The 21,876-nt window shown below is 60.4% G+C and carries 25 protein-coding genes; 7 read left to right on the forward strand and 18 right to left on the reverse strand.

Going from position 1 to position 21,876, the window contains the following annotated elements; all coding sequences use genetic code 11:
* Nucleotides 1-181: 181 nt before the first annotated feature.
* Together AB3Y40_RS02785 and AB3Y40_RS02790 are read right to left on the reverse strand one after the other, a co-directional pair.
* Nucleotides 182-523, reverse strand: coding sequence for an H-NS histone family protein (locus tag AB3Y40_RS02785; protein WP_369437281.1), 342 nt, complete (start codon nucleotides 521-523; stop codon nucleotides 182-184).
* An 85-nt stretch (nucleotides 524-608) separates the two neighbouring features.
* Nucleotides 609-2,576, reverse strand: a complete 1,968-nt coding sequence (locus AB3Y40_RS02790; protein ID WP_369437282.1) for a methylmalonyl-CoA mutase family protein — start codon at nucleotides 2,574-2,576, stop codon at nucleotides 609-611.
* 136 nt (nucleotides 2,577-2,712) lie between these two features.
* Here AB3Y40_RS02790 and AB3Y40_RS02795 point away from each other — a divergent pair, with 136 nt between their 5' ends.
* The 7 genes from AB3Y40_RS02795 to AB3Y40_RS02825 all read left to right on the forward strand — a co-directional run bounded on the left by AB3Y40_RS02795 (nucleotide 2,713) and on the right by AB3Y40_RS02825 (nucleotide 9,688).
* Complete coding sequence (locus tag AB3Y40_RS02795) at nucleotides 2,713-4,089, forward strand: 1-acyl-sn-glycerol-3-phosphate acyltransferase (RefSeq protein WP_369437283.1); 1,377 nt, start codon at nucleotides 2,713-2,715, stop codon at nucleotides 4,087-4,089.
* A 110-nt stretch (nucleotides 4,090-4,199) separates the two neighbouring features.
* Nucleotides 4,200-5,480, forward strand: coding sequence for a crotonyl-CoA carboxylase/reductase (gene ccrA / locus AB3Y40_RS02800; RefSeq protein ID WP_369437284.1), 1,281 nt, complete (start codon nucleotides 4,200-4,202; stop codon nucleotides 5,478-5,480).
* Nucleotides 5,481-5,681: 201 nt separating this feature from the next.
* Complete coding sequence (locus tag AB3Y40_RS02805) at nucleotides 5,682-5,888, forward strand: hypothetical protein (RefSeq protein ID WP_369437285.1); 207 nt, start codon at nucleotides 5,682-5,684, stop codon at nucleotides 5,886-5,888.
* A complete protein-coding gene (locus tag AB3Y40_RS02810) occupies nucleotides 5,842-6,621 on the forward strand; it encodes a helix-turn-helix transcriptional regulator (protein WP_369437286.1) in 780 nt (259 codons plus the stop codon). The genes AB3Y40_RS02805 and AB3Y40_RS02810 overlap by 47 nt, the downstream gene beginning before the upstream one ends.
* Nucleotides 6,622-6,746: 125 nt before the next feature.
* Complete coding sequence (locus AB3Y40_RS02815) at nucleotides 6,747-7,379, forward strand: acyl-homoserine-lactone synthase (protein ID WP_369437287.1); 633 nt, start codon at nucleotides 6,747-6,749, stop codon at nucleotides 7,377-7,379.
* Nucleotides 7,380-7,419: 40 nt separating this feature from the next.
* Nucleotides 7,420-8,952 carry an ATP-dependent DNA helicase gene (locus AB3Y40_RS02820; protein ID WP_369437288.1) on the forward strand — a complete coding sequence of 511 codons (1,533 nt, stop codon included), beginning with the start codon at nucleotides 7,420-7,422 and terminating at the stop codon, nucleotides 8,950-8,952.
* A gap of 13 nt (nucleotides 8,953-8,965) precedes the next feature.
* Nucleotides 8,966-9,688, forward strand: a complete 723-nt coding sequence (locus AB3Y40_RS02825) for an SDR family oxidoreductase (RefSeq protein ID WP_369437289.1) — start codon at nucleotides 8,966-8,968, stop codon at nucleotides 9,686-9,688.
* A gap of 74 nt (nucleotides 9,689-9,762) precedes the next feature.
* On the opposite strand, the gene AB3Y40_RS02830 is transcribed toward AB3Y40_RS02825, so the two are convergent.
* The 16 genes from AB3Y40_RS02830 to AB3Y40_RS02905 form a co-directional block, all read right to left on the reverse strand.
* Complete coding sequence (locus AB3Y40_RS02830; RefSeq protein ID WP_369437290.1) at nucleotides 9,763-10,512, reverse strand: TIGR02186 family protein; 750 nt, start codon at nucleotides 10,510-10,512, stop codon at nucleotides 9,763-9,765.
* Nucleotides 10,509-11,429, reverse strand: coding sequence for a sulfite exporter TauE/SafE family protein (locus AB3Y40_RS02835; protein WP_369437291.1), 921 nt, complete (start codon nucleotides 11,427-11,429; stop codon nucleotides 10,509-10,511). The genes AB3Y40_RS02830 and AB3Y40_RS02835 overlap by 4 nt, the downstream gene beginning before the upstream one ends.
* Nucleotides 11,430-11,603: 174 nt before the next feature.
* A complete protein-coding gene (locus AB3Y40_RS02840; protein WP_369437292.1) occupies nucleotides 11,604-12,767 on the reverse strand; it encodes an ABC transporter permease in 1,164 nt (387 codons plus the stop codon).
* A 3-nt stretch (nucleotides 12,768-12,770) separates the two neighbouring features.
* Complete coding sequence (locus tag AB3Y40_RS02845) at nucleotides 12,771-13,403, reverse strand: LysE family translocator (RefSeq protein ID WP_369437293.1); 633 nt, start codon at nucleotides 13,401-13,403, stop codon at nucleotides 12,771-12,773.
* 3 nt (nucleotides 13,404-13,406) lie between these two features.
* The gene (locus AB3Y40_RS02850; protein WP_369437294.1) at nucleotides 13,407-14,498 is read right to left on the reverse strand and encodes an ABC transporter permease; all 1,092 of its coding nucleotides are present in this window, start codon (nucleotides 14,496-14,498) and stop codon (nucleotides 13,407-13,409) included.
* Complete coding sequence (locus AB3Y40_RS02855) at nucleotides 14,498-16,039, reverse strand: ABC transporter ATP-binding protein (RefSeq protein WP_369437295.1); 1,542 nt, start codon at nucleotides 16,037-16,039, stop codon at nucleotides 14,498-14,500. Before AB3Y40_RS02855 ends, AB3Y40_RS02850 begins: the two co-directional genes overlap by 1 nt.
* Nucleotides 16,036-16,395: a nuclear transport factor 2 family protein gene (locus AB3Y40_RS02860; RefSeq protein WP_369437296.1), complete on the reverse strand. Its 360-nt coding sequence runs from the start codon at nucleotides 16,393-16,395 to the stop codon at nucleotides 16,036-16,038. Before AB3Y40_RS02860 ends, AB3Y40_RS02855 begins: the two co-directional genes overlap by 4 nt.
* Nucleotides 16,396-16,466: 71 nt before the next feature.
* Nucleotides 16,467-17,477, reverse strand: coding sequence for a BMP family lipoprotein (locus tag AB3Y40_RS02865; protein WP_369437297.1), 1,011 nt, complete (start codon nucleotides 17,475-17,477; stop codon nucleotides 16,467-16,469).
* Nucleotides 17,478-17,680: 203 nt separating this feature from the next.
* Entirely contained in the window at nucleotides 17,681-18,082 is a 402-nt protein-coding gene (locus AB3Y40_RS02870; protein WP_369437298.1) for a GNAT family N-acetyltransferase, read from the reverse strand.
* Nucleotides 18,079-18,642 (reverse strand): tRNA (adenosine(37)-N6)-threonylcarbamoyltransferase complex dimerization subunit type 1 TsaB, encoded by a 564-nt coding sequence (gene tsaB / locus AB3Y40_RS02875; protein WP_369437299.1) that lies wholly within the window; start codon nucleotides 18,640-18,642, stop codon nucleotides 18,079-18,081. Before tsaB ends, AB3Y40_RS02870 begins: the two co-directional genes overlap by 4 nt.
* Nucleotides 18,639-18,926, reverse strand: a complete 288-nt coding sequence (locus AB3Y40_RS02880) for a DUF6958 family protein (protein ID WP_369437300.1) — start codon at nucleotides 18,924-18,926, stop codon at nucleotides 18,639-18,641. Before AB3Y40_RS02880 ends, tsaB begins: the two co-directional genes overlap by 4 nt.
* Nucleotides 18,926-19,489, reverse strand: coding sequence for a NifU family protein (locus tag AB3Y40_RS02885; protein WP_369439587.1), 564 nt, complete (start codon nucleotides 19,487-19,489; stop codon nucleotides 18,926-18,928). Before AB3Y40_RS02885 ends, AB3Y40_RS02880 begins: the two co-directional genes overlap by 1 nt.
* A 138-nt stretch (nucleotides 19,490-19,627) precedes the next feature.
* On the reverse strand, nucleotides 19,628-19,957 hold the full coding sequence (locus AB3Y40_RS02890) for a hypothetical protein (RefSeq protein WP_369437301.1): 330 nt from the start codon (nucleotides 19,955-19,957) through the stop codon (nucleotides 19,628-19,630).
* Between the two features lie 98 nt (nucleotides 19,958-20,055).
* On the reverse strand, nucleotides 20,056-20,385 hold the full coding sequence (locus AB3Y40_RS02895; protein ID WP_369437302.1) for a hypothetical protein: 330 nt from the start codon (nucleotides 20,383-20,385) through the stop codon (nucleotides 20,056-20,058).
* A 97-nt stretch (nucleotides 20,386-20,482) separates the two neighbouring features.
* Complete coding sequence (locus AB3Y40_RS02900) at nucleotides 20,483-20,812, reverse strand: hypothetical protein (RefSeq protein WP_369437303.1); 330 nt, start codon at nucleotides 20,810-20,812, stop codon at nucleotides 20,483-20,485.
* Nucleotides 20,813-21,268: 456 nt separating this feature from the next.
* Nucleotides 21,269-21,874, reverse strand: coding sequence for a CPBP family glutamic-type intramembrane protease (locus AB3Y40_RS02905; RefSeq protein WP_369437304.1), 606 nt, complete (start codon nucleotides 21,872-21,874; stop codon nucleotides 21,269-21,271).
* Nucleotides 21,875-21,876: the final 2 nt, after the last annotated feature.

Here is a 21,876-nt window from a genome sequence, read left to right on the forward strand (position 1 = left end):
TCTATTTCAAGGCTCTGTGACGCAGTGAGGATGAAAATCCGCCAAATCCTGCGGACGTAAAATCCGCGTCACCTCAGCGGCTTGGGCCGCTTGAAAAGTGAACCACACTTTCCGGCGCGTCCCAAACCACTGAGATTTAGCGGATTTTGCGCCAGCGGCGCCAGAATAATGGGTCCTGACCCTAGATCGCCATCGCCTCTGGCTTTGTGCCTTTTGCAATCTCGGCCTTGTACCATTCCGGCTGACGCCCCTTGCCTGTCCAGGTCTGGGACTTATCGGCAGGGTTGGCAAATTTCGGAACAGATTTGGCCTTGGCTTTCTTGCCGGGTTTCGGTCCGCGTTTCTTGGGCGCGTCGCTTGCCAAATCAGCCAGAGAAAAGCCATGTTCCGCCGCGGCTTTTTCAGCCGCAGCCAATGCGGCCTTACGATCGCGTTCTGCCAGGCCTTCCAAAACCTCGTCGATCGTCACTTTGAGTTTCTCCAACTCTTTGCGTGACATCGCTTTCAATTCGGACTTTTTCATCGTGATACTCCTGAGTGACAACACGCTTTTCGACGCAAAAGCACACTAAGGCAATTCGCCTTTTTGTCCTAGCGCGATCTATGCGCTATTCCGCCGCAATTGCCCCGGGGTCAACCAGTGTCACGATGTCATCCATGATCTTATTCAGCTCGAAATCCTTAGGGGTATAAACCTTGGAAATACCCATTTCATATAGCCGTTTCTCATCGTCTTCGGGAATAATCCCACCAGCAATAACCGGAATATGGCTCAGGTTTTCGGCGCGCATCTTTTCCATGAATGCGGAAATAAGCGGAATATGCGATCCCGATAAAATTGAAAGACCGATCACATGCACATCTTCTGATTGGGCTGCGGCAACCAATTCATCTGGGGTCAGGCGAATCCCTTCATAGGAAATATCCATTCCGCAGTCGCGGGCGCGGGCGGCAATTTGTTCAGCGCCATTGGAATGGCCGTCAAGGCCGGGTTTGCCAACAAGGAATTTCAAGCGCCGCCCCAATGTCTGGCTCACGGCATCCACGCGGGCACGGATATCGTCCAGACCTTCGGTGCGGTTGGATGGGTTTGCGCTGACGCCGGTGGGCGCGCGGTATTGACCAAAGGCCGCGCGGATCACATCGGCCCATTCGCCGGTGGTGACACCCGCCTTGGCGCAGGCAATCGAGGGTTCCATGATATTGCTGCCGTCTTGCGCCGCTTGCCGCAGCGCGGTCAGTGATGCGATCACCGCCGCCCCATCCCGGTCGCGCTTCCACGCGGCCAGACGGCGGACCTGATCCGCCTCTGCCGCCGCATCTGCGACCATGATCGCATCCTCGCCCGCCGTCAGCGGAGAGGCCTCCGCCGCCTGCCATTTGTTCACCCCCACCACCGTGGTGGCCCCGGTTTCAATGCCGCTGATCCGTGCGGCATTCGCCTCAACCAGTCGGCCTTTCATATAGGCAATCGCATTCACAGCCCCACCCATGCCGTCAATCTGGCGCAACTCATCGCGCGCACCTTGCATCAGCGCCTCGACCTTGCGGTCAATCGCGGGGTTGCCGTCAAACAGATCGTCGTATTCCAACAGGTCGGTTTCATAGGCCAGGATCTGTTGCATCCGCAGCGACCATTGCTGGTCCCACGGGCGGGGCAGGCCAAGCGCTTCATTCCACGCAGGCAATTGCACCGCGCGGGCGCGCGCATTCTTGGACAGGGTCACCGCCAGCATTTCGATCAGAATACGGTAGACGTTGTTTTCGGGTTGCTGCTCGGTCAGTCCCAAACTGTTCACTTGCACACCATACCGGAACCGCCGGTATTTCGCGTCCTCAACCCCATAGCGCTCGCGGCAAATCTCATCCCAGAGCGCCACAAAGGCGCGCATCTTGCACAGCTCTGTGACAAAGCGGATACCCGCGTTCACAAAGAATGAAATCCGGCCCACCATCGCGGGAAAATCTTCAGGGGCGACCTTACCTTTCAGATCATCCAGCACCGCGCAGGCCGTCGCCAGCGCAAAGGCCAATTCCTGCTCTGGCGTCGCTCCCGCCTCTTGCAGGTGATAGGAACAGACGTTCATCGGGTTCCACTTGGGCAGATTGGCCCGCGTATAGGCCGCCACATCGGTGATCATCCGCAGGCTGGGCTCTGGCGGGCAGATGTATGTGCCGCGCGACAGGTATTCCTTGATGATGTCGTTTTGCACCGTGCCTTGCAGTTTGCTGACATCCGCGCCCTGTTCTTCGGCCACCGCGATATAGAGTGACAGAAGCCACGGCGCTGTGGCGTTGATCGTCATCGAGGTGTTCATCTGCTCCAGCGGAATAGCGTCAAACAACGCGCGCATATCGCCCAGATGGCACACCGGAACACCAACCTTGCCGACCTCACCCGCGCTCAACTCATGGTCGCTGTCATACCCCGTCTGGGTTGGCAGATCGAAGGCGACCGACAGCCCGGTCTGCCCCTTCGCCAGATTGCCCCGGTAAAGCGCGTTTGACGCCTTGGCCGTGGAATGGCCTGCATAGGTGCGGAATAGCCAGGGGCGGTCTTTTTCGGTCTGGGTCATTGCGGGCCTCTTTGCGGTCGCAGCGTAATTTTATTGCTTTCAAACCCCGTTATAGGAAATTTTGAACCTTCGTCAATCCGCTGCGCTGCGGCATGACGGGATTTACGCGGGGTCCGTTCCCTGTCAGGCTCTGCCTATGACGCAACCCGTGACGCTTCCGCTGTGGGCCTTTGTGCTTATCTTGTTGTTCGCGGGGGTGACCTTTGCGTCGCACTTCCTGTTTCCATCGGTGCGCTGGTTCTTTCGCCGCCGGGCCGAACGGGTGATCGCCCGGCTGAATGAACGCCTGCAAAAGCCGATTGAACCGTTCAAGCTGGCGCGGCGTTACGACATGATCCAGCGGTTGGTCTATGACCCGGACGTGACGCAAGCCGTCGTCGAACACGCGCGCAAGAACAACCTGCCCGAAAACGTGGCGTTTGAGCAGGCGCAACGCTATGCCCGCGAAATCGTGCCCAGCTTTTCGGCCACCGCCTATTTCACCGTTGGCACCCGGCTGGCCCGCTGGATCAGCAAATCGCTTTACCGCATCCGGCTGGGTGCCTTCCCCCGCGAGGCGCTCGCCGCGCTGGACCCAAATGCAACCGTGATCTTTGTGATGAACCATCGGTCCAACATGGACTATGTGCTGGTCACTTATCTGGTCAGCCGCGCGGGCGCGCTATCTTATGCAGTGGGCGAATGGGCGCGGGTCTGGCCCTTGTCGGCGATGATCAAGATGATGGGCGCCTACTTTATCCGTCGCCGGTCGCGTGGCGATTTGTACCGCCGTGTGCTGGCCCGCTATGTGCAAATGGCCACCACCGGTGGCGTCACGCAGGCCATGTTCCCAGAGGGCGGCCTGTCTCTGACCGGGCGCAGCACTGCACCAAAGCTGGGACTGCTGAACTATATCGTCACCGCTGATCTGACCGACCGCGATGTGGTCTTTGTCCCCGTAGGGTTGAACTATGACCGAATACTGGAAGACAAATTCCTGGTGGCTGCCGATAAAAAGGGCGTGCGCCGGTTCCGCCCGCCGTTGATGACGGTGGTGCGCGGCGTGTCCTGGCACCTGTGGCAACGGATCACTCGCCGGTTTGACAGCTTTGGCGCGGCCTCGGTCGGGTTTGGGCAGCCGCTGGAATTGTCCGCATTCCGCACAACCGTCCAAGGTGACCTGACAGAGGCTGTCGCGGCAGAGCTGATGGCGCGGATCAACGCGGTGATCCCGGTGCTGTCCGCGCCGTTGATCGCAGATGCGCTGTTGCAGGGAGCTGACACATCCGCTGCGGTGCAGACGAAAGTGCAGGCCGCACTTTCGCAGCTGAAAGACCGGCGGATGGTGCTGCCGCGCCGGGACCCCGGCGCATTGGTCGAAGACGCCCTGCGCCGCTTTGCTGACCGCGGCTTGATCACCAAGCAAGGCGATGCGCTGCAGATCACAGAGACCGGACAGGACATTCTGCGCTTTTATGCCGCCAGCATCGCACATCACATGGGGCGGGACGCGCAAGAATCGGTTGCGAAATAAAATTACAAAAAATGCCGTAGATGGGTTGCAAAGTTACGCTGCAGATGCGAAATACCGGAAAAGCGTCGATTCTGCGACGCGGCAACGGGATGAGCATGATGGAGAGCGACATGGCCCTGGATCAGAACACCGCGACAACTGCACCTGAAAAGGCACTCTATGAGGTGGGTGAAATGCCGCCCTTGGGCCATGTGCCCGATCAGATGTATGCCTGGACCATCCGTCGCGAGCGCCACGGCGAGCCTGACAAGGCGTTCGAGGTTGAGGTGGTGGAATGCCCCAAGCCTGACAGCCACGAGGTGCTGGTCATGGTGATGGCCGCAGGCGTCAACTATAACGGTGTCTGGGCCGGTCTCGGCATCCCGATCAGCCCCTTTGACGTGCACAAGGCGGATTTCCACATCGCAGGCTCCGATGCCTCGGGCATCGTCTGGGCGGTGGGTGACAAGGTCAAACGCTGGAAGGTCGGGGATGAGGTGGTGATCCACTGCAATCAGGATGACGGCGACGATGAACATTGCAACGGCGGCGATCCGATGTTTTCCGACAGCCAGCGGATCTGGGGCTATGAAACCCCCGATGGGTCCTTTGCACAGTTCACCTGCGTGCAAAGCCAGCAACTGATGCCGCGCCCACAGCACCTGACATGGGAAGAAAGCGCCTGCTATACGCTGACGCTGGCCACCGCGTACCGCATGCTCTTTGGCCATGAACCCCATGACCTCAAGCCGGGTCAGAACGTGCTTGTCTGGGGCGCCTCTGGCGGTTTGGGGTCCTATGCGATCCAGTTGATCAACACCGCAGGCGCGAATGCGATTGGCGTGATTTCCGAAGAGGACAAGCGCGAGTTTGTCATGAGCCTTGGGGCCAAGGGCGTCATCAACCGCAAGGATTTCAACTGCTGGGGGCAATTGCCCACCGTCAATACAGACGAATACAACACCTGGCTGAAAGAGGCGCGCAAGTTCGGCAAGGCCATCTGGGAGATCACCGGCAAGGGCAACAACGTCGACATGGTGTTCGAACACCCCGGCGAGGCGACGTTCCCGGTGTCCTCGCTGGTGTGCAAAAAGGGCGGCATGGTGGTGATCTGTGCAGGCACCACCGGGTTCAACTGTACCTTTGACGTCCGCTACATGTGGATGCACCAAAAGCGTCTGCAAGGGTCGCACTTTGCGCATCTCAAACAGGCGTCGGCGGCCAACCAGCTGATGATCGAACGCCGCCTTGATCCCTGCATGTCAGAGGTGTTCCCCTGGGCCGACATTCCCGCCGCACACACCAAAATGCGCAAGAATGAACACAAGCCCGGCAATATGGCGGTGTTGGTTCAGGCGCCAAAAACCGGGCTTCGGACCTATGAAGACACGGTTGTCGAAGCACAACGATAAGTCAGCGTGATTCGGAACATCAATCGCCCCATGGTTGTGGGGCGATTTTTTGTTCCAAGGCGAGCGACAATAATTCAAACACTTGGCGATTTATGCCCTCCCCATATCTAGCGGGGGACAGTCCAGTGAATAAATCTTAAATCCTCGCCGTGCTATCCTAGGTTGTTAACATTTCGTTAACGATTACTTTGGAGGGTAATCATGGGACACAAATGGATTATCGACGTTCTTGCTGACTTGGAGTCTTTTGCCCACCAGAACAAGCTGCCCATTCTTGCAGCTGAACTGGGAAAGACTGCGCGGGTTGCGTCAGCAGAAATCGTTGCCTTGAACGAAGGGGCGCCGATTGTGGTGCATGGTGATGCGGAACAAATTCAATCGCTTCTATCAAGGACTGGAACAGGCTGAACAACTTGATCAGATCCAGGACCTGATCGTTGGGCTGCGCGATCAGTTGGACGTCGATCACGCCGTCTATCACTGGGTCAGCACCGATGGTGAACAATACGGCTTTGGCACTTACCCACCGGTTTGGGTGCAACATTACATTGATCGGGATTATTTGCGGGTGGATCCGGTCATCATTGGCTGCTTCCAGCGGTTCCACCCCGTCGATTGGAAGAACCTCGATTGGACATCAAAAGCCGCCCGCACATTCCGCCGTGATGCCATCAGCCACGGGGTTGGCAATCAGGGCTTTTCCATCCCGATCCGGGGCCCCAACGGACAATTCGCACTTTTTACCGTGTCGCACAGTTGCGACGATGAAACCTGGCGGCGCTTTACGGATGACCACCAGCGCGAATTGATCCTTGTTGCCCACTACCTCAACCAAAAAGCGCTCGAGATTGAAAAGGGCCGCACGCCCGAACCCGTGCGTCCGCTGTCCCCGCGCGAGGTTGATACGCTGACCTATCTGGCAATGGGATATGGGCGCGGTCAGGTGGCTGAAATGCTGTCAATCTCGGAACACACTCTGCGCGCCTATATCGAAAGTGCGCGGTTCAAACTGGGGGCGGCCAACACCACTCACGCCGTTGCCCGCGCCCTGTCCGAAGGGTTGATCGTCGTCGGCGGTGCCGTGCGAGAGGCCGAAGGTCATTGGCCGGGCAAGGACGCTGTCGCAGCAGCCACGGCCTAGGCTTAGGCATCGCGCCTTAACCTTCTGGAAACCACTTTTCCAAAATTTGGCGCGGTGCGTTAACCACGTTTTATCCAAGCTTTCACAAGACTAGCCCCATCGCACGTATTGCCACGGGGATTGAAATGCTACGCTATATTTACGGTGACTCACTACAAACACATGCACGGCTGCAAGACAGCATGTTTCGCGACCGCGCACATCAGTTTCGGGACCGCCTGAAATGGGATGTGACGGTCGACACCAACGGCTGGGAACGGGACGAATACGACCAGCTGAACCCACTTTATGTGATCTGGGAAAATGAACGCGGCGAACACGGTGGTTCCATGCGGTTCCTGCCCACGTCCGGGCGCACAATGGTCAACGACCACTTCGGCCACCTGACGGACACCCAGATTTCCAGTCCGCTCATCTGGGAATGCACCCGCTTTTGTCTGGCCCCCGATGCCAGCCCAAAGGTCGCCGGTGCCCTGATGCTAGCGGGGGGGGAGCTGATGCGCGCCTTTTCCCTCACGCATCTGCTGGGCGTCTTTGATGCCCGCATGGTGCGCATCTACCGGATGATCGGTGCCTCGCCAGAGGTGCTGGGATCAACCGGCGAAGGCCGCGACCAGATCAGCGTCGGGCTTTGGGCCTACAAGGCCGAGGATCGGATCAAGGTGCTGCGCCGCGCCGGGCTGTCCTCGACCATCTCAGAGGCATGGTTCAACCGCTCCTTCGGCTATACCGTGCGGGCGAAACAGATCGCCGCCTAATCTGCTGGCACACGGATGGGGCGACGGCTAATGTCGCCCCATGAACGCCCCCACCATCACATTTTCCGATGACCAGGCAGAGGCTTGGGACAGTATCGCCACAGCCTTGCAACAGGCCGGGGTGGAACTGGACGATGGGCTGTTGCAACCGCCGCAATCAGACGCCTCTTCCGTGATGGCCGTGATCGGCAAGGCGGGGTCCGGCAAAACCATGCTGCTGGCCCGGCTGTATGAGGCGCTGCGCGAGGCGGGCGTTGACATCGTCTCGGGCGATTACGAGGGCAAGAAACGCACCGGCAGGCGGACCCTCGCAATCCTGGCACCCACCAACAAGGCCGCCAGCGTCTTGCGCAATCGCGGCGTGCCCGCGACCACGATCCACCGCATTCTATATACGCCCGTCTATGACCCTGAATACGAAAAGGTCGCAGAATGGCTTTCTGGCCAAGGCGACCGGCCAGAGATTGAGGGGCTGACTGATGTGGCCCTTGAACGGGCCTGGACCTCGTTTCAGGCCAATGCCTCAATCCCGGCAGCACTTGCCGCCGCGGGCCTGCGCGGGTCGGATTTCATCACCGGCTGGAAACGGCGCGAAGAACCCTTGGACATTGGTTTTGTTGATGAATCCTCCATGCTCGACAAAAAGCAGTTCGAGGATTTGCAGGAAATCTTCCCGACCTTGCTGCTCTTTGGTGACCCCGCGCAGCTGCCGCCCGTGCAATCCGAAGGCGGCATGGTCTTTGAAAGCTTGCCGGCCCCCCGTGTCCTGACGCTGAACCGTATTCACCGGCAGGACGCCGATAACCCGATCCTAGATCTGGCCCATGCGCTGGCCGACCCAGCGCTGGATTTCCACGGCTTCGAACGCATGGTGGAAGAGGCGGCAGGCAAGGATGACCGCGTCGTCATGGCCCAACGGGTCGAGGCGGGGCTGATGTCCCGCTCGCCCGCGCTGGTCTGGCGCAATGCGACCCGCATCCGCCTGATCCACGCCTTCCGGTCTGCCTACAACGCCCCCGAGGATGAACTGCTCGAAGGTGAGCCGCTCATTTGCGACGGCATCGAACTGCCGCTCAAGCACCGCAAACGCCGCCTCGACCTCGAGGCGAAGGGCCTGATCAAAGGCGCGCAGGTCGTCTATCTGGGGCCGGGCCGCAAACCGGGCTTTTCCCGCCTGCACGTCATCGGGGCCGAAGACCCGCAGGTCAGCGCCGCTTCGATCGTGAAGATCGAAAAGGAAGGCGAAGAAGAACCCTTTATCCCCTTTGCCGCCAAGATGGGCGCGACTTTTTTGCATGGGGCGGCGGTGACGATCCACAAGGCCCAGGGCAGCCAATGGGACACGGTGCAGGTCTTTGCGCCCGACATCTACGCCGCCAGCCGCATGGGCCGGATGGAAGCGGGGCAGGCGCTGTGGAAACGGCTGGCCTATGTGGCGATCACCCGCGCCCAGACGCAGTTGCGCTGGGTGGTCCGCAACCGCCTTGGCCTGCCCAACGATGTGCTGCGGGTCGATGACTTGGCGGCACCCGCCGCACCCCTGACCCTGACCGCCGAAGACCCCAACACCTAAAGGAGCCATGCCCATGAAAACCATCATCATCACCGGGGCCAGTTCCGGCATCGGACGGGCCGTGGCGCAGGCGTTTCTGGACGCAGGCTGGACCACCGGCTTGATCGCCCGCAGTGCCGACAAACTGGCGCAGATCACCCACGCCAACGCCGTGGCCCTGCCCTGTGACGTGACGGACGAGGCCGCCGTGCAGGCTGCCTTTGACCGCTTTGTGGGCCAGACCGGGCGGCTGGATGTGCTCTTTAACAACGCGGGTATGTCTGGCCAGATGCAGACAATCGACCAGATCAGCCTTGCCGATTGGAAGGCGTTGATCGACCTGAACCTGACGGGGATGTTTCTGGCCGCCCGCGCGGCCTTTACCCAGATGAAAAACCAGACCCCGCAGGGCGGGCGGATCATCAACAACGGCTCGATCTCGGCCACTACGCCGCGCGATGGGTCGATCGGCTATACCACCACCAAACATGGCGTGACCGGCATGACCAAGACGCTGTCGTTGGACGGGCGCGCCTATGACATTGCCGCGGGTCAAATTGACATCGGCAATGCCGAAACGGCGATGGTCGCTGACATGAATGCGCAACGCGTCGCACGCGGCGAGGCGGCTGATCCGACGATGAGCGTGGACGAAGTCGCGCAAGCGGTGTTGCATATGGCCGGGCTGCCGGTCACGACCAATGTGCTGTCGATGACCATCATGGCCAACAAGATGCCATTTGTCGGGCGCGGGTAGGGGGCAAACGACCTACCTGCAGCACCTGGGGAACCCTATGGGATGAGGGGTAGGGCGGGGTTCACCCCGCCGCTTTAACGCCGCAGCAGACCAAAGACCGCCGAGGCACCCCAGCCCGCCGCAATCGCAATTGCCAGCGACATCAGCCCGTACAGCAGCGCGTTGTTATGGGCGAGGTTGTATAGCCAGCGTTCCAGCCCGACTTTGTGCACCGGAATTGTGGTCTGATATTCATCCACAATTGACCCGTCGCGGGTCAACAGAATGCGCGCCGCATAGTCACCCTCAGTCAGGTTCGCGGGCAGTTGCACAGACGCTCGGAACAGCGTGTCTTCTTCCAGATCAACCTCACCTTCCAGCACTTGGTAGAGTGCGCTGCCCGCGCGGATGCGGATCAGGGCGCGGGTAAATGCGGCGCTGTCGTCCACCGTTGCCCCGACAGAGCGGATCGCGCGCCGGATCGTGACCTGATTGCGCAGGTCTTCGGTATCGCTCAACACATCTTTCAGGGGGCCGCTGCTGGCCACTGCGTAAAATGATGGCGCGGCGTCGACCTCGACGGCGTCGGTGTTGACCCAGATGCCAAGGCGGCGGTCCTTGCGGCGCACGACCACGGGCGTGTCGGGCCCGGCGATGGTGATGATCACACCCAACTGGCCGGGGGCCACCGGCGCCTCGCGCTTGATCGCGCCAAAGATCAGGATGTCGGATCCTTCGAATGTTGCGGTGATCGCAACTTCATCCCGGCTCAGGCCCAGCACAATTTGCTCGGCCTTGGCCGGCAGGGCCAGCAACAGCAACAGGGGCAGCAGAACGCGGATCATGAATGCCCCCCGGTGCCCAGCGAATAAAGCTCTGCCGGGGTGATCAGCAGATCAAAGGCCAGCTTGCCGCAGACCGCCAGCACCAGCATCGCCAGCAAGATGCGCAATTGCTCGGCTTTCATGTGCACGCCGATCCGGGTGCCGATCTGCGCGCCAATCACACCGCCGACCAGCAGCAGCACCGCCAGCACGATATCCACGGTAAAGTTGGTGGTGGCGTGCAACATCGTGGTGAAGGCGGTGACAAAAATGATCTGGAACAGCGATGTGCCAACAACCACCTTGGTCGGCATGCCCAGCAAATAGATCATTGCGGGCACCATGATGAAACCGCCGCCGACACCCATGATCGCGGCCAGAATACCGACCAGCACACCGACCAAAAGGGGCGGGATCACACTGATATAAAGGCCAGAGACCCGGAATTTGACCTTGAACGGCAGGTTATGCACCCAATTGTGCTTGCGCCGCTTGGGCACGGCCCCGCCCGCTGCCTTGGATCGCCGGATCGCGTTCAGGCTTTCGACAAACATCAGCGCGCCAATGATGCCCAGAAAGACCACATAGCACAGCTGCACCAACAGCTCGACCTGACCGAGAGAGCGCAGATAGTTGAACAGCAATATCCCCAGCGCCGACCCAAAAAGGCCGCCGACCAGCAGCACCGTTCCCATCTTCAGATCAACGGTCTTGCGTTTGAGATGGGCCAACACGCCCGAAAAGGACGACGCGACGATCTGGTTGGCTTCGGTCGCGACGGCCACCGCCGGCGGGATGCCGATGAAGAACAACAGCGGCGTCATCAGAAACCCGCCGCCCACGCCAAACATGCCCGACAAAATCCCCACCATGCCGCCCAGCCCCAAAAGGAGGAACGCGTTCACCGAAACCTCGGCGATTGGAAGGTAAATTTGCATGGGCTATCCCGGCGATAAGCGTGGCCGCGTGTGGCCGCACCAAACGCCTATTCCCAAAGGGTGTCAAACCTCTGAACGGAAAAAATGCTGCAAGTGCGAAAAATGCCGCAACGTGGCCATACACATCGCGGCATCTGGACTTACTGGTGCCCTGCGCGCGACCGCAAACCGGCGTCAGCGTTCCTTCACATAAGGCTCGCCCCCGGCGCGCGGCCCGATGGCCTTGCCGCCAAAGCCTGCAAGGATCACCACGGTCAGGATATAGGGCAGGGACTGGATGAACTCGCCCGGCAGTTTGATGGTTTCCATCAGGCTGCCAAACAGGCCTGCCTCTGATGTGCTGGCAAGGCTGCCCCACAGCATCAGCGCAATCACCGTCAGCACCGCGGACAACCCACCCAGCACCATCACGTCGATCTTGTCGCGGCGCAGGGCATAGCCGGTCAGCAGGGCCGAAATCCCCACAAGGATCACAACAACCCACAGCGCATCCAGCTGGATGTTCTGGAACCGGTTGTCGATGGCAAAGAACAGACCAAACAGCAGACAGGCCCCCATCGCGTGCCATGGCCGCCACTTGGCAAAGATCAACGCCGCCAGCGCGATAAAGCCCCGGTTTGCGGTCATGTCCTTGGTGAACCCGGCCTGCACCGCTGTTGACAGATAGGCCCCCGCAATCCCGCACAGCACGCCACAGATCAGCACGGCGGCAAAGCGCAGCTGCACCACATTGATGCCCGCGGTGTCCACCGCAGCGGGGTTTTCACCCACCGCGCGCAGGCGCAGTCCAAAGCGTGTGCGGTATAGCACCCACCACGACAACGGCACCGCGATCAGCCCGATATAAACAAGGATCGAATGGCCGCTGATCAGCTCTGAATAGAATTGCATGCCCGGACTGGCTTGCAACTTGTCACGGATGCGGGTCAGTGCGCCGGGAAAGTCGATCCCGTCAAACCGCGCCGCCCCCGACAGCGACGGCGTGCGCCCGCCCTGACGAAACCAACCCTCGGCAATCACCACGGTCAGACCGGCGGCGAGGAAGTTGATGGCAACACCTGAAATCAGCTGATTGCCCCGGAACGTGATCGACGCGATGCCATGGATCAGCGACAACAACAGCGACGCGCCTATCCCCGCCAGCAAGCCGATCCAGACCGACCCGGTGGCGAAACTCACCGCCGCCGACAGGAACGCCGCCGCCAGCATCTTGCCTTCCAGCCCGATGTCGAAAATGCCCGCGCGTTCGCTGAACAGACCGGCGAGGCACGCCAGCAACAACGGGATCGCCATGCGCAATGTCGCGTCGGCCAGCTGAACAATTGTGTAGAAATCCATGGCTCAAGCCTCCGACGTGGCAAGTTTGAAGGCGAAGATGCCAAAGAAAACACCCAGCGCGCCTTCGATCCAGCGCCGCCCACTGACATAGGCGCGCCTGACTGCAGGCGTGGACAAAACGACCGCCCAGGCGCCGTGGCAGATGAATGACATCGCCCAGGCGCCTGCCACAAAGGCCAGGATCACGGCGATGCCGCCACCCTCTGTTGCGCCCACGGCGGCAATTGCCAGCCAGAATGCAATCGCCTTGGGGTTGGTGACCTGCAGCAGATAACCGATGATGAACAGCCGCCCGGTGCTGGCGCGCGGCGCGCTTGCTGCCACAACCTTGGGCGGGTTCAGGGCCTTCTTGAATGCGCCATAGGCCAGATAGGCCAGATAGGCGGCCCCAATGATGCGAAACGCGGTCATTGCCCAAGCGGCCTGTTGCAGGATCAGGCCCACACCGATCAGCGTCAACACGTTGATCGTGGCACTGCCGGTGCTGATCCCCGCCGTGGTCACCAGTGCGGGGCCACGGCCCTGTGCGCTGGCGATGCCAAACAGCAATGCCACCGCCGGACCGGGCGAAGACGCCCCCACCAGCAAGATGGCATAAGCGGCCAGAAAACCGGGCAGATAGGTCGCGTAGTCCATCGCTCAGGCCCTCCTGCGCCGGGCCAGAAACACCCGTTCCAGCGGTGCGCGCACCATATTATCCAGCGCGCCGGTGAACATGATCACCAGCGCCTGAATGACGATCACCATCTGCACCGGGATCTTGGTGTCCTGCGCCAGCACCGCACCCCCCTGATACAGCATCCCGAACAGCACAGCCGCGATGATGATGCCAACAGGGTGGTTGCGCCCCATCAGGGCCACGGCAATCCCGATGAACCCGGCCCCCTCAGTGGCGTTCAGCACCAGCCGCTCGGCCTCGCCCAGCACGTTGTTAATGGCCATCATGCCAGCCAGCCCGCCAGAGATCAGCAGCGCAATCATCGTCAGCTTCACCGGGTCGATGCCCGCATATTTCGCCGCCGTTTCGGAATGCCCCAGCGCGCGGATTTCATAGCCCAGCCGCGTGTGCCAGATTAGCAGCCAGATCAAATAGCAGGCCGCAAGCGCCACGAAAAAGGTGATATTGGCCGGGGCAGAGGCGAACGCCTCCCAGCCGAACATCTGTGCCATGTCATAAAAACTTGGCAAATGGGTCGATTCAGCGAACTTGGGGCTGGCCGGTTCCATCGACCCTTCGGGTTTCATTACCTCGCGCAGCATGTAGATCAGCACGCCCGCCGCGATAAAGTTGAACATGATCGTGGTGATCACAATGTGGCTGCCGCGCCGTGCCTGCAGATAGGCCGGGATCGCCGCCCAGGCTGCCCCGAAAATGGCAGAGGCGAGTGCCGCCACAACCAGCGCAATCGTCCAGTGCGGCATGGGAAGATAAAGGCACACCACCGCCACGCCCAAGCCGCCCAGCATCGCCTGACCTTCGCCGCCGATGTTGAAAAGTCGCGCATGAAACGCCACCGCCACGGCCAACCCAGTAAAGATAAAGTTGGTCGCGTAGTACAGCGTATAGCCAATGCCTTCGGTTGACCCCAGTGCGGCATTTGCCATGATTTTCAAGGCGTTGAACGGGTCCTCGCCAATCGCGGCGATCACCACCATCGACAAGACCAGCGCCAGCACAAGACTGATCAGCGGCACAAGGACCACTTCGGCCCATCTTGGCATCACATCCATTACGCGGCCCCCTTCGTCATCCCGGCCATCAACAGGCCCAGCTCTTTTTCGTCCGTGGCGTCGGGCATCCGCTCGCCCATGATCTTGCCGTCAAACATCACCGCGATGCGGTCTGACAGCGACAAGATCTCCTCCAACTCGACCGAGACCAGCAGGATCGCTTTGCCCTGATCCCGCAGGGCGACGATTTGCTGGTGAATGAACTCGATCGCACCAATATCCACGCCGCGTGTTGGCTGCCCGATCAGCAGCAGGTCCGGGTTTCGCTCAATCTCGCGCGCCAGCACGATCTTTTGCTGGTTGCCGCCGGAAAAGTTCTTGGCCGCAAGTTTGGGATCCGGTGGGCGCACGTCGAAACGGCCCATCTTTTCCTCGGTGTCTTGCTTGATGGCGTTGTTGTCCATCAACATGCCACGTTGGTATTTCGCGTCGTGGTGATAGCCAAAGGCGGTGTTTTCCCAGGCCGCATAATCCATGATCAGCCCCTCGCGCTGGCGATCCTCTGGCACATGGGCAATACCGCGCGCGCGGCGGCTTTGCCCGTCGGAATGCGCGCCGGTCAGGTCAATCGCCTCACCATTCATCGTGATCGTGCCGGTGCCGTTTTCATAGCCCCCCAGAACCTCCAGCAGTTCGGATTGCCCATTGCCCGCGACCCCGGCAATCCCCAGAATTTCGCCCGCGCGCACCTGAAAGCTGATGCCTTTTACGCGGTGCACACCCTTGGCGTCGGTCACGTTCAGGTCCTGCACATCCAGAATGACCTCGCCCGGTTCGGCGGGCTTTTTATCGACCTGTAACAAGACCTTACGGCCCACCATCAGTTCCGCCAGCTCGGGCGGAGAGGTGTCGAGCGTCTTGACCGTCGCGGTCATCTCGCCGCGCCGCATGACGCTCACGGTGTCGGTGATATCCATGATCTCGCGCAGCTTGTGGGTGATCAGGATGATCGTTTTGCCCTCTTCCTTCAGTCGTCCCAGAATGCGGAACAGCTGATCGGCCTCCGCAGGGGTCAGCACGCCGGTGGGTTCGTCCAAAATCAGAATGTCGGCCTTGCGATAAAGTGCCTTGAGGATTTCGACACGCTGCTGCATCCCCACGCCGATGTCTTCAATCGTCGCATCCGGGTCCACGTTCAGCTCGTATTCCTCGGCCAGCGACTTCAACTCCGCCCGCGCACGTTTCAGCGAGGGTTTCAGCAAACCGCTGTCCTCTGCGCCCAGCACGATGTTTTCCAGAACGGTGAAATTCTCGACCAGCTTGAAGTGCTGGAACACCATCCCGATGCCTGCGGCGATGGCCGCCTGACTGTCGGGAATTGTGGTTTTCTGCCCGCCGATAAAGATTTCGCCCTTATCGGCCTTATAGAACCCGTACAAAATCGACATCAGCGTCGATTTCCCCGCGCCGTTTTCCCCGATGATCCCGTGGATCGTGCCGGGCATCACGCGGATCGAGATATCCTTGTTGGCCTGCACCGGGCCAAAGGCCTTGCTGATCCCCTTCAGCTCAATCGCGGGGGCAATCGACGTTACATTCATTGTCCGCCTCCGACAAATCCGGCCAGCATCGTGATTTTGCCGCTGTCATCGCGGTCGGCGAAATAGGTGCCGTGCTGCGCCATGTCCTGCCCATCCGGCCCCTTGCCGCCAAAGACGACCGTGGCGCGCATGTAGCCGTTGACCTCATCTGCGGCGTCAACTTTTGCGGTCCAACCGGGCGCATTGGCACTGAACATGCCAACGTATGTGGCGACCGCATCAAGCCCCTGCAAACGTCCACCCGACCGCGGATCGGAATAGCTGACCTGATCTGCGCAGGCCTGCGCAATCGTGTCGTGGCGTGCGGCGGCATCCGTGATGCTCCAGGCCGCAAAGAATGTGTCCAGTGCTGACATCCCAATCCCCCCTATTGCAAAGGGCCGCGCCATTGCTGGCACGGCCCCATCTCTTGGCCTGTCAGGCTGACTTAGAAGTCATAGGCCGGGCAGGTTTCGTCGCTGTTGTAGTTGTGAACCATGATCTCACCCGCGGCGATCTTGGCCTGCGCATCCTCAAGGGCTGCGGCCATATCGGCGCTGATCAGCTCTGCGTTGTTCTCGTCAACCGCATAGCCCACACCACCATTGGACAGGTCCATGACGTTGAAACCGGGCTCCAGATCGGTGCCCGCCTTGAACGCGTCATAAACCGCATTGTCCACGCGCTTCATCATCGAGGTCAGAACCTGACCGGGGTGCAGATAGTTCTGGTTGCTGTCCACACCGATCGACAGGATGCCTTCGTCAGCAGCCGTTTGCAGCACGCCCACACCGGTGCCGCCAGCGGCCGCATAGACCACGTCAGCGCCCTGGCTGATCTGCGCAATCGTCAGCTCGGACCCTTTGACCGGGTCGTTCCAAGCGGCAGGCGTTGTGCCTGTCATGTTGGCGATCACGGTCGCATCGGGGTTTGCCGCTTTCACGCCCTGGGCATAGCCGCAGGCAAAGTTACGGATCAGCGGAATGTCCATGCCGCCGATGAAACCAACGGTGCCGGTCTCGGATGCCATGGCCGCCGCCATGCCGACCAGATAGGAACCCTGCTCTTCAGCGAACACGATCGACCGCACATTGTCGGCATCAACCACCATGTCGATGATCTGGAACTTGGTGTCAGGATAATCCGGTGCAACCTCACCCAGTGCCGTGGCAAAGGCAAAGCCTGCCATCACGATGGGGTTGTTGCCCGCTTCTGCAAAGCGGCGCAGGGCCTGCTCGCGCTGGGCGTCGGACTGCAGCTCGACCTCGGCGAAGGACCTGCCGGTTTCTTCGGCCCAACGGGTGGCGCCGTTGAATGCGCTCTCGTTGAAGGATTTGTCGAACTTGCCACCCAGGTCAAAGATGATTGCGGGATCAGCGCCGTGGCCGTCGGCCCAAGCGGCACTTGCGGTCAGCGCCACTGCAGCGGATGCGCCGAGGAATTTTGTCATAAGGGTCATTGGTTTCTCCCAGGTCGTTTCTGTTGGGGGGCTTTGGCGTCACAAACACGCGCCACGCCCCCGTGAAAATGCGAGCCGGTCAAGCCGGTCCATCGCAAGATAAGGCAACGGCGCGGGGCGGGGGTCAACCGATTCTTCGGCAATTGGGCGGGTTTCCCTAGGTTCCCCCGCGTTTTGCTTTTGACCGACTGGTCAAAAAACCATCAGCCCGCCGCTTTGTATTGCAAAACCAAGGCGTCGACGGGGGTGTGATTCGGGCGTTTGTAATATCCCGCCCGCTTGCCGACCTGCGCAAACCCCGCACTGCGATACAGCGCAAGGGCGGCTGCATTGTCCGCTGCGACTTCCAGAAAGACGGTGTCGCAGGTGGCGCAGAATGCGGCCAGCGCGGCCCGCGCCAGCCCTTTGCGCTGGTGGTCGGGGTGGGTGGCCAGCGTCAGCACCTCGCCTTCGCCCGCAATGATGCGACCCAGCACGAAACTGCGCGCATCACCGGTGAGGGTGGCACCGGCAGCGAGCAAGTCTTGGAACTCGGTGGCGGTCCAGGCCCGGTCGACCTGATTGGCCGCCGCATGGGTCGCCGCCAAATCCGCCGGAAGGCTCATCCCAGGATCACCGGGGCTGCCTCCTTGGGTGGCGCGGCATCGGCGGGGCGCATGTAAAGCGGGGCAGGGCGCGGCTGCGGCGTGCCCAACCGGCTTGCGGCCACCTGTGCGAGGTCCGCGATCATGGTGCTTGTGTCCTTCAGCGGGGCGCCCGCCGGGGCCTCTTCCGCCCGCAAAAATTGCGGTGCGTCATCGGCCCGTTGCACATAGACCTGATCGCGGGGGGCGGGCAGCACAATGGTCGCCCCTGACCGCCCATAAGCTTGCGCATCAAAGGTGCTGACGCCAATCGCGGGCTTCCCAAGCCCCAGCGCCAAACCGCGCGCGGCCGCCACGGAAATCCGGATGCCGGTGAAATTGCCGGGGCCAATGCCCACACCAATCCCGTCCAGATCGCGCCAATGCAGTCCCTCGGCGGTCAGCACTTCTTCCAGCATTGGCATCAGATGTTCGGCCTGTCCGCGCGCCATCGCGTCCACGCGCGTCACAACACGCCCTTGCAACAACAGTGCGGCAGCGCAATGGGCTGCCGCGGTATCAAACGCAAGCAATGTGGTCATGTCAGCGTAAAGGTCAGCGGCTTGGTGGCATGGCGCTGCACGACGCCCTTGGCTTCCAGATCAAGCTGGACTGACTTCTGCCACCAGCCCGATGTGGCCCCGCCGGGGAACAGATCTTCGGGCAAATGCGCCTTGGCAGCCTCTTTGATCGCATTGGCGGTCATCGGCGCAGCACCGGCCATGACCTGCATCATCGCATCTTTCATCGCGTGATATTTGGCCGCATCGACGCGGGTCACCTGTCCGGGGACGTTGACGTTTTCAACCTCAACCTTGTCCGCCATCACGCGGCCACGGGGCGGACTTCGATAACTTCGGGGATGTAGTGCCGCAGCAGGTTCTCAATCCCCATCTTCAGCGTCAGGGTCGAGGATGGGCAGCCAGCGCAAGCCCCCTGCATGTGCAGATAGACGATGCCGCGGTCAAAACCGTGGAACGTGATGTCGCCACCGTCCTGTGCCACCGCCGGGCGTACGCGGGTGTCCAGCAATTCTTTGATCTGGCCCACAATTTCGCCGTCTTCGCCGGTGTGTTCGGCATGGCCCGACACGGGCTGATGGTCTTCACCCATGACCGATGCGCCGGATTGATAATGTTCCATGATCGCGCCCAGAATGCCGGGCTTGATATGGTCCCACTCGGCGTCTTCGGCCTTGGTCACGGTGACAAAATCGACGCCAAAGAACACGCCAGCCACACCACCTGCGCCAAAGATGCGTTTGGCCAAGGGGGATGCCTCTGCGGCCTCAACTGTTGGGAAATCGGCGGTGCCCACGTCCAGAACGGCCTGACCGGGCAGGAATTTCAGCGTCGCCGGGTTTGGCGTGGATTCGGTCTGAATGAACATCTTGGGCCCCCTTCGGATCAGGTCCCAGATATGCGCCTCAGCGGCGGCCATGTCAAGGTTTTGGAACCATTCTAAGTTCCAATGCGCAAAGGGCCGGCCCCTTGCGGAACCGGCCCCTCGATTGATCGTCGTTATCAATTAGCGTGCGACGTCAAATGCCTCTGTAGCAACGATCTGGCCGTCAACTTTCAGCACGGCAAGAACGTCAGTCTTGAACCCGTTGCCGATGTTGATGCGCACGTCGTCGTTTGCACCAGCGTTCACCATCGTGGCACCCAGCAGTGCGCCTTGGTTGCCAGCCTGCAGGTTGTAGATTTCGACCACACCGTCAGCAGCAGCGGTTACCAGACCCAGCTCGATGCTGTTGCGGTCTTCAACGCTTTCCTGAAAGCCAAAGGTGTTTGCGGAAGCTGCACCAGCAGTGATTGCGACAGCGGCGGCAGCGGTGATGAGTGTTTTGATAGACATGTTTTCGTTCCTTTGTGATGTCGGCGCGGGACTGCGCCATGATTTGGGAGGGGAGAGGAGCGGGCCGCCCCTTTGGGCGACCCCAGGGGGGAGAGGGATTAGAAGCGAGCGACGTCGAATTCTTCGGTCGCGACGATCTGGCCGTCAACTTTCAGCACGGCAAGAACGTCAGTCTTGAACCCGTTGCCGATGTTGATGCGCACGTCGTCGTTTGCACCAGCGTTCACCATCGTGGCACCCAGCAGTGCGCCTTGGTTGCCAGCCTGCAGGTTGTAGATTTCGACCACACCGTCAGCAGCGGCGGTTACCAGACCCAGCTCGATGCTGTTGCGGTCTTCGACAGATTCCTGAAAGCCAAAGCCGTTTGCAGAAGCAGCACCAGCGGTCAAAGCAACAGCAGCGGCGAGAGTAAGTGTTTTGATAGACATGTTTTCGTTCCTTTTAGATGCCCGCATTGCGCAGGCTTGTTTTTGGGGGAGGTGGCCGGGCCGCCCATGATTGGGCGATCCGGTAGAGACGTGGCGATTAGCGTGCGACGTCGAATTCTTCGGTGGCGACGATCTGGCCGTCGACCTTCAGCACGGCCAGCACGTCAGTCTTGAAGCCGTTGCCGATGTTGATGCGCACATCATCGTTGGCACCTGCGTTCACGCTCTGCATACCCAGCAGCGCGCCCTGCTCACCAGCTTTCAGGTTGTAGATCTCGACCACACCGTCAGCGGCAGCAGTCACCAGACCCAGCTCGATGCTGTTGCGGTCTTCAACGCTTTCCTGAAAACCAAAGGTGTTGGCGGAAGCTGCACCAGCAGTGATTGCGACAGCGGCGGCGGCGAGTGTAAGTGTTTTGATAGACATGGTTTCGTTCCTTTCATGTGCCCTTTTGGGGCGTTGTGTGCGGCCTTGGGAGGTGGGCCAGTTGATGTGGCCCGGGGGCCGTTTGTTTGTTTGCGGCGGGGTGTGCCGCGTTTCGATGAGACAAAGATTGTTCGCAAATCCCGATCCGGAAAGGGGTGTGCTGATCACGAAAAATCGAACGGGTTGTGAGGGGGCGTTCCCCTTGACGCGAAGACAGTTCGCACCGTCCCCCCAGATGTGTGCATTTATGCACATCGCTAAATCTGCCGCGAACAGAACCGGGTCGGACAGGGCTGAAAACATGCGAAAATTTGCCAGATTTCGGTTTCAACCGCTCACGAAAAAAATCGTCACGCAAAGCTGTGATTGGCAAATATTTCGCCCGGCTCGCATGCCCGTGTCGGCATATGTCAGCGCATTTCAGTGATCTCTCTGTGCCGTGATGCGTATGTCACGTCACAGGTTGTGTGCTGTCAGCTCACTAAAGGCCAAAAGGTTCAAAAGCACATGCGCGACGATGCCAAATCCGACCGTTCCGGTTTGCAGTCGGGCCATCGTCCATAGCAGGCCGCCAAAGAACGCGCCGCCCAGCAGTCCAAGGGCGCCGCCGGTTACATGCACCCCCGTTGCGGCCAGCAAGGCCAGATGCCAACCCACAAAAAGCGCCAATGCCAGTGCCGCATCCCGCGCTTGCGGGGCCGGCAACAGAACCCCGCGCCAAAAAAGTTCTTCGAGTGTGCCGTTCGTCAGGGCAATAACGGCGATCAACGGCAGATAGGCCAATGCAGCGGGCTGAGCCGCGAGGGCAAGCGCCGCAGCAACGGCGACCCCTACCAACATCACGGCCTGTGCAACCCAGATCCAAAGGGCAGGCAGACGCCACGACAGGTTGGGGCGGTAATCCGGCCAATAGCGGACGAGCAAGACGATCAACGCGACCCAATAGACACCAAGTGCCGCAAAGTAGCCCCAGATCGGGGTCATGGTGCGGGTCAGGACATAAAAGGCCACCGCAAAAACGGGGACCAGACAGGCAATCGAGATAGCTGCTGCGCGGTTCATTT

Source organism: Yoonia sp. R2331 (genome assembly GCF_041103235.1).
Classification (GTDB): domain Bacteria; phylum Pseudomonadota; class Alphaproteobacteria; order Rhodobacterales; family Rhodobacteraceae; genus CANMYO01.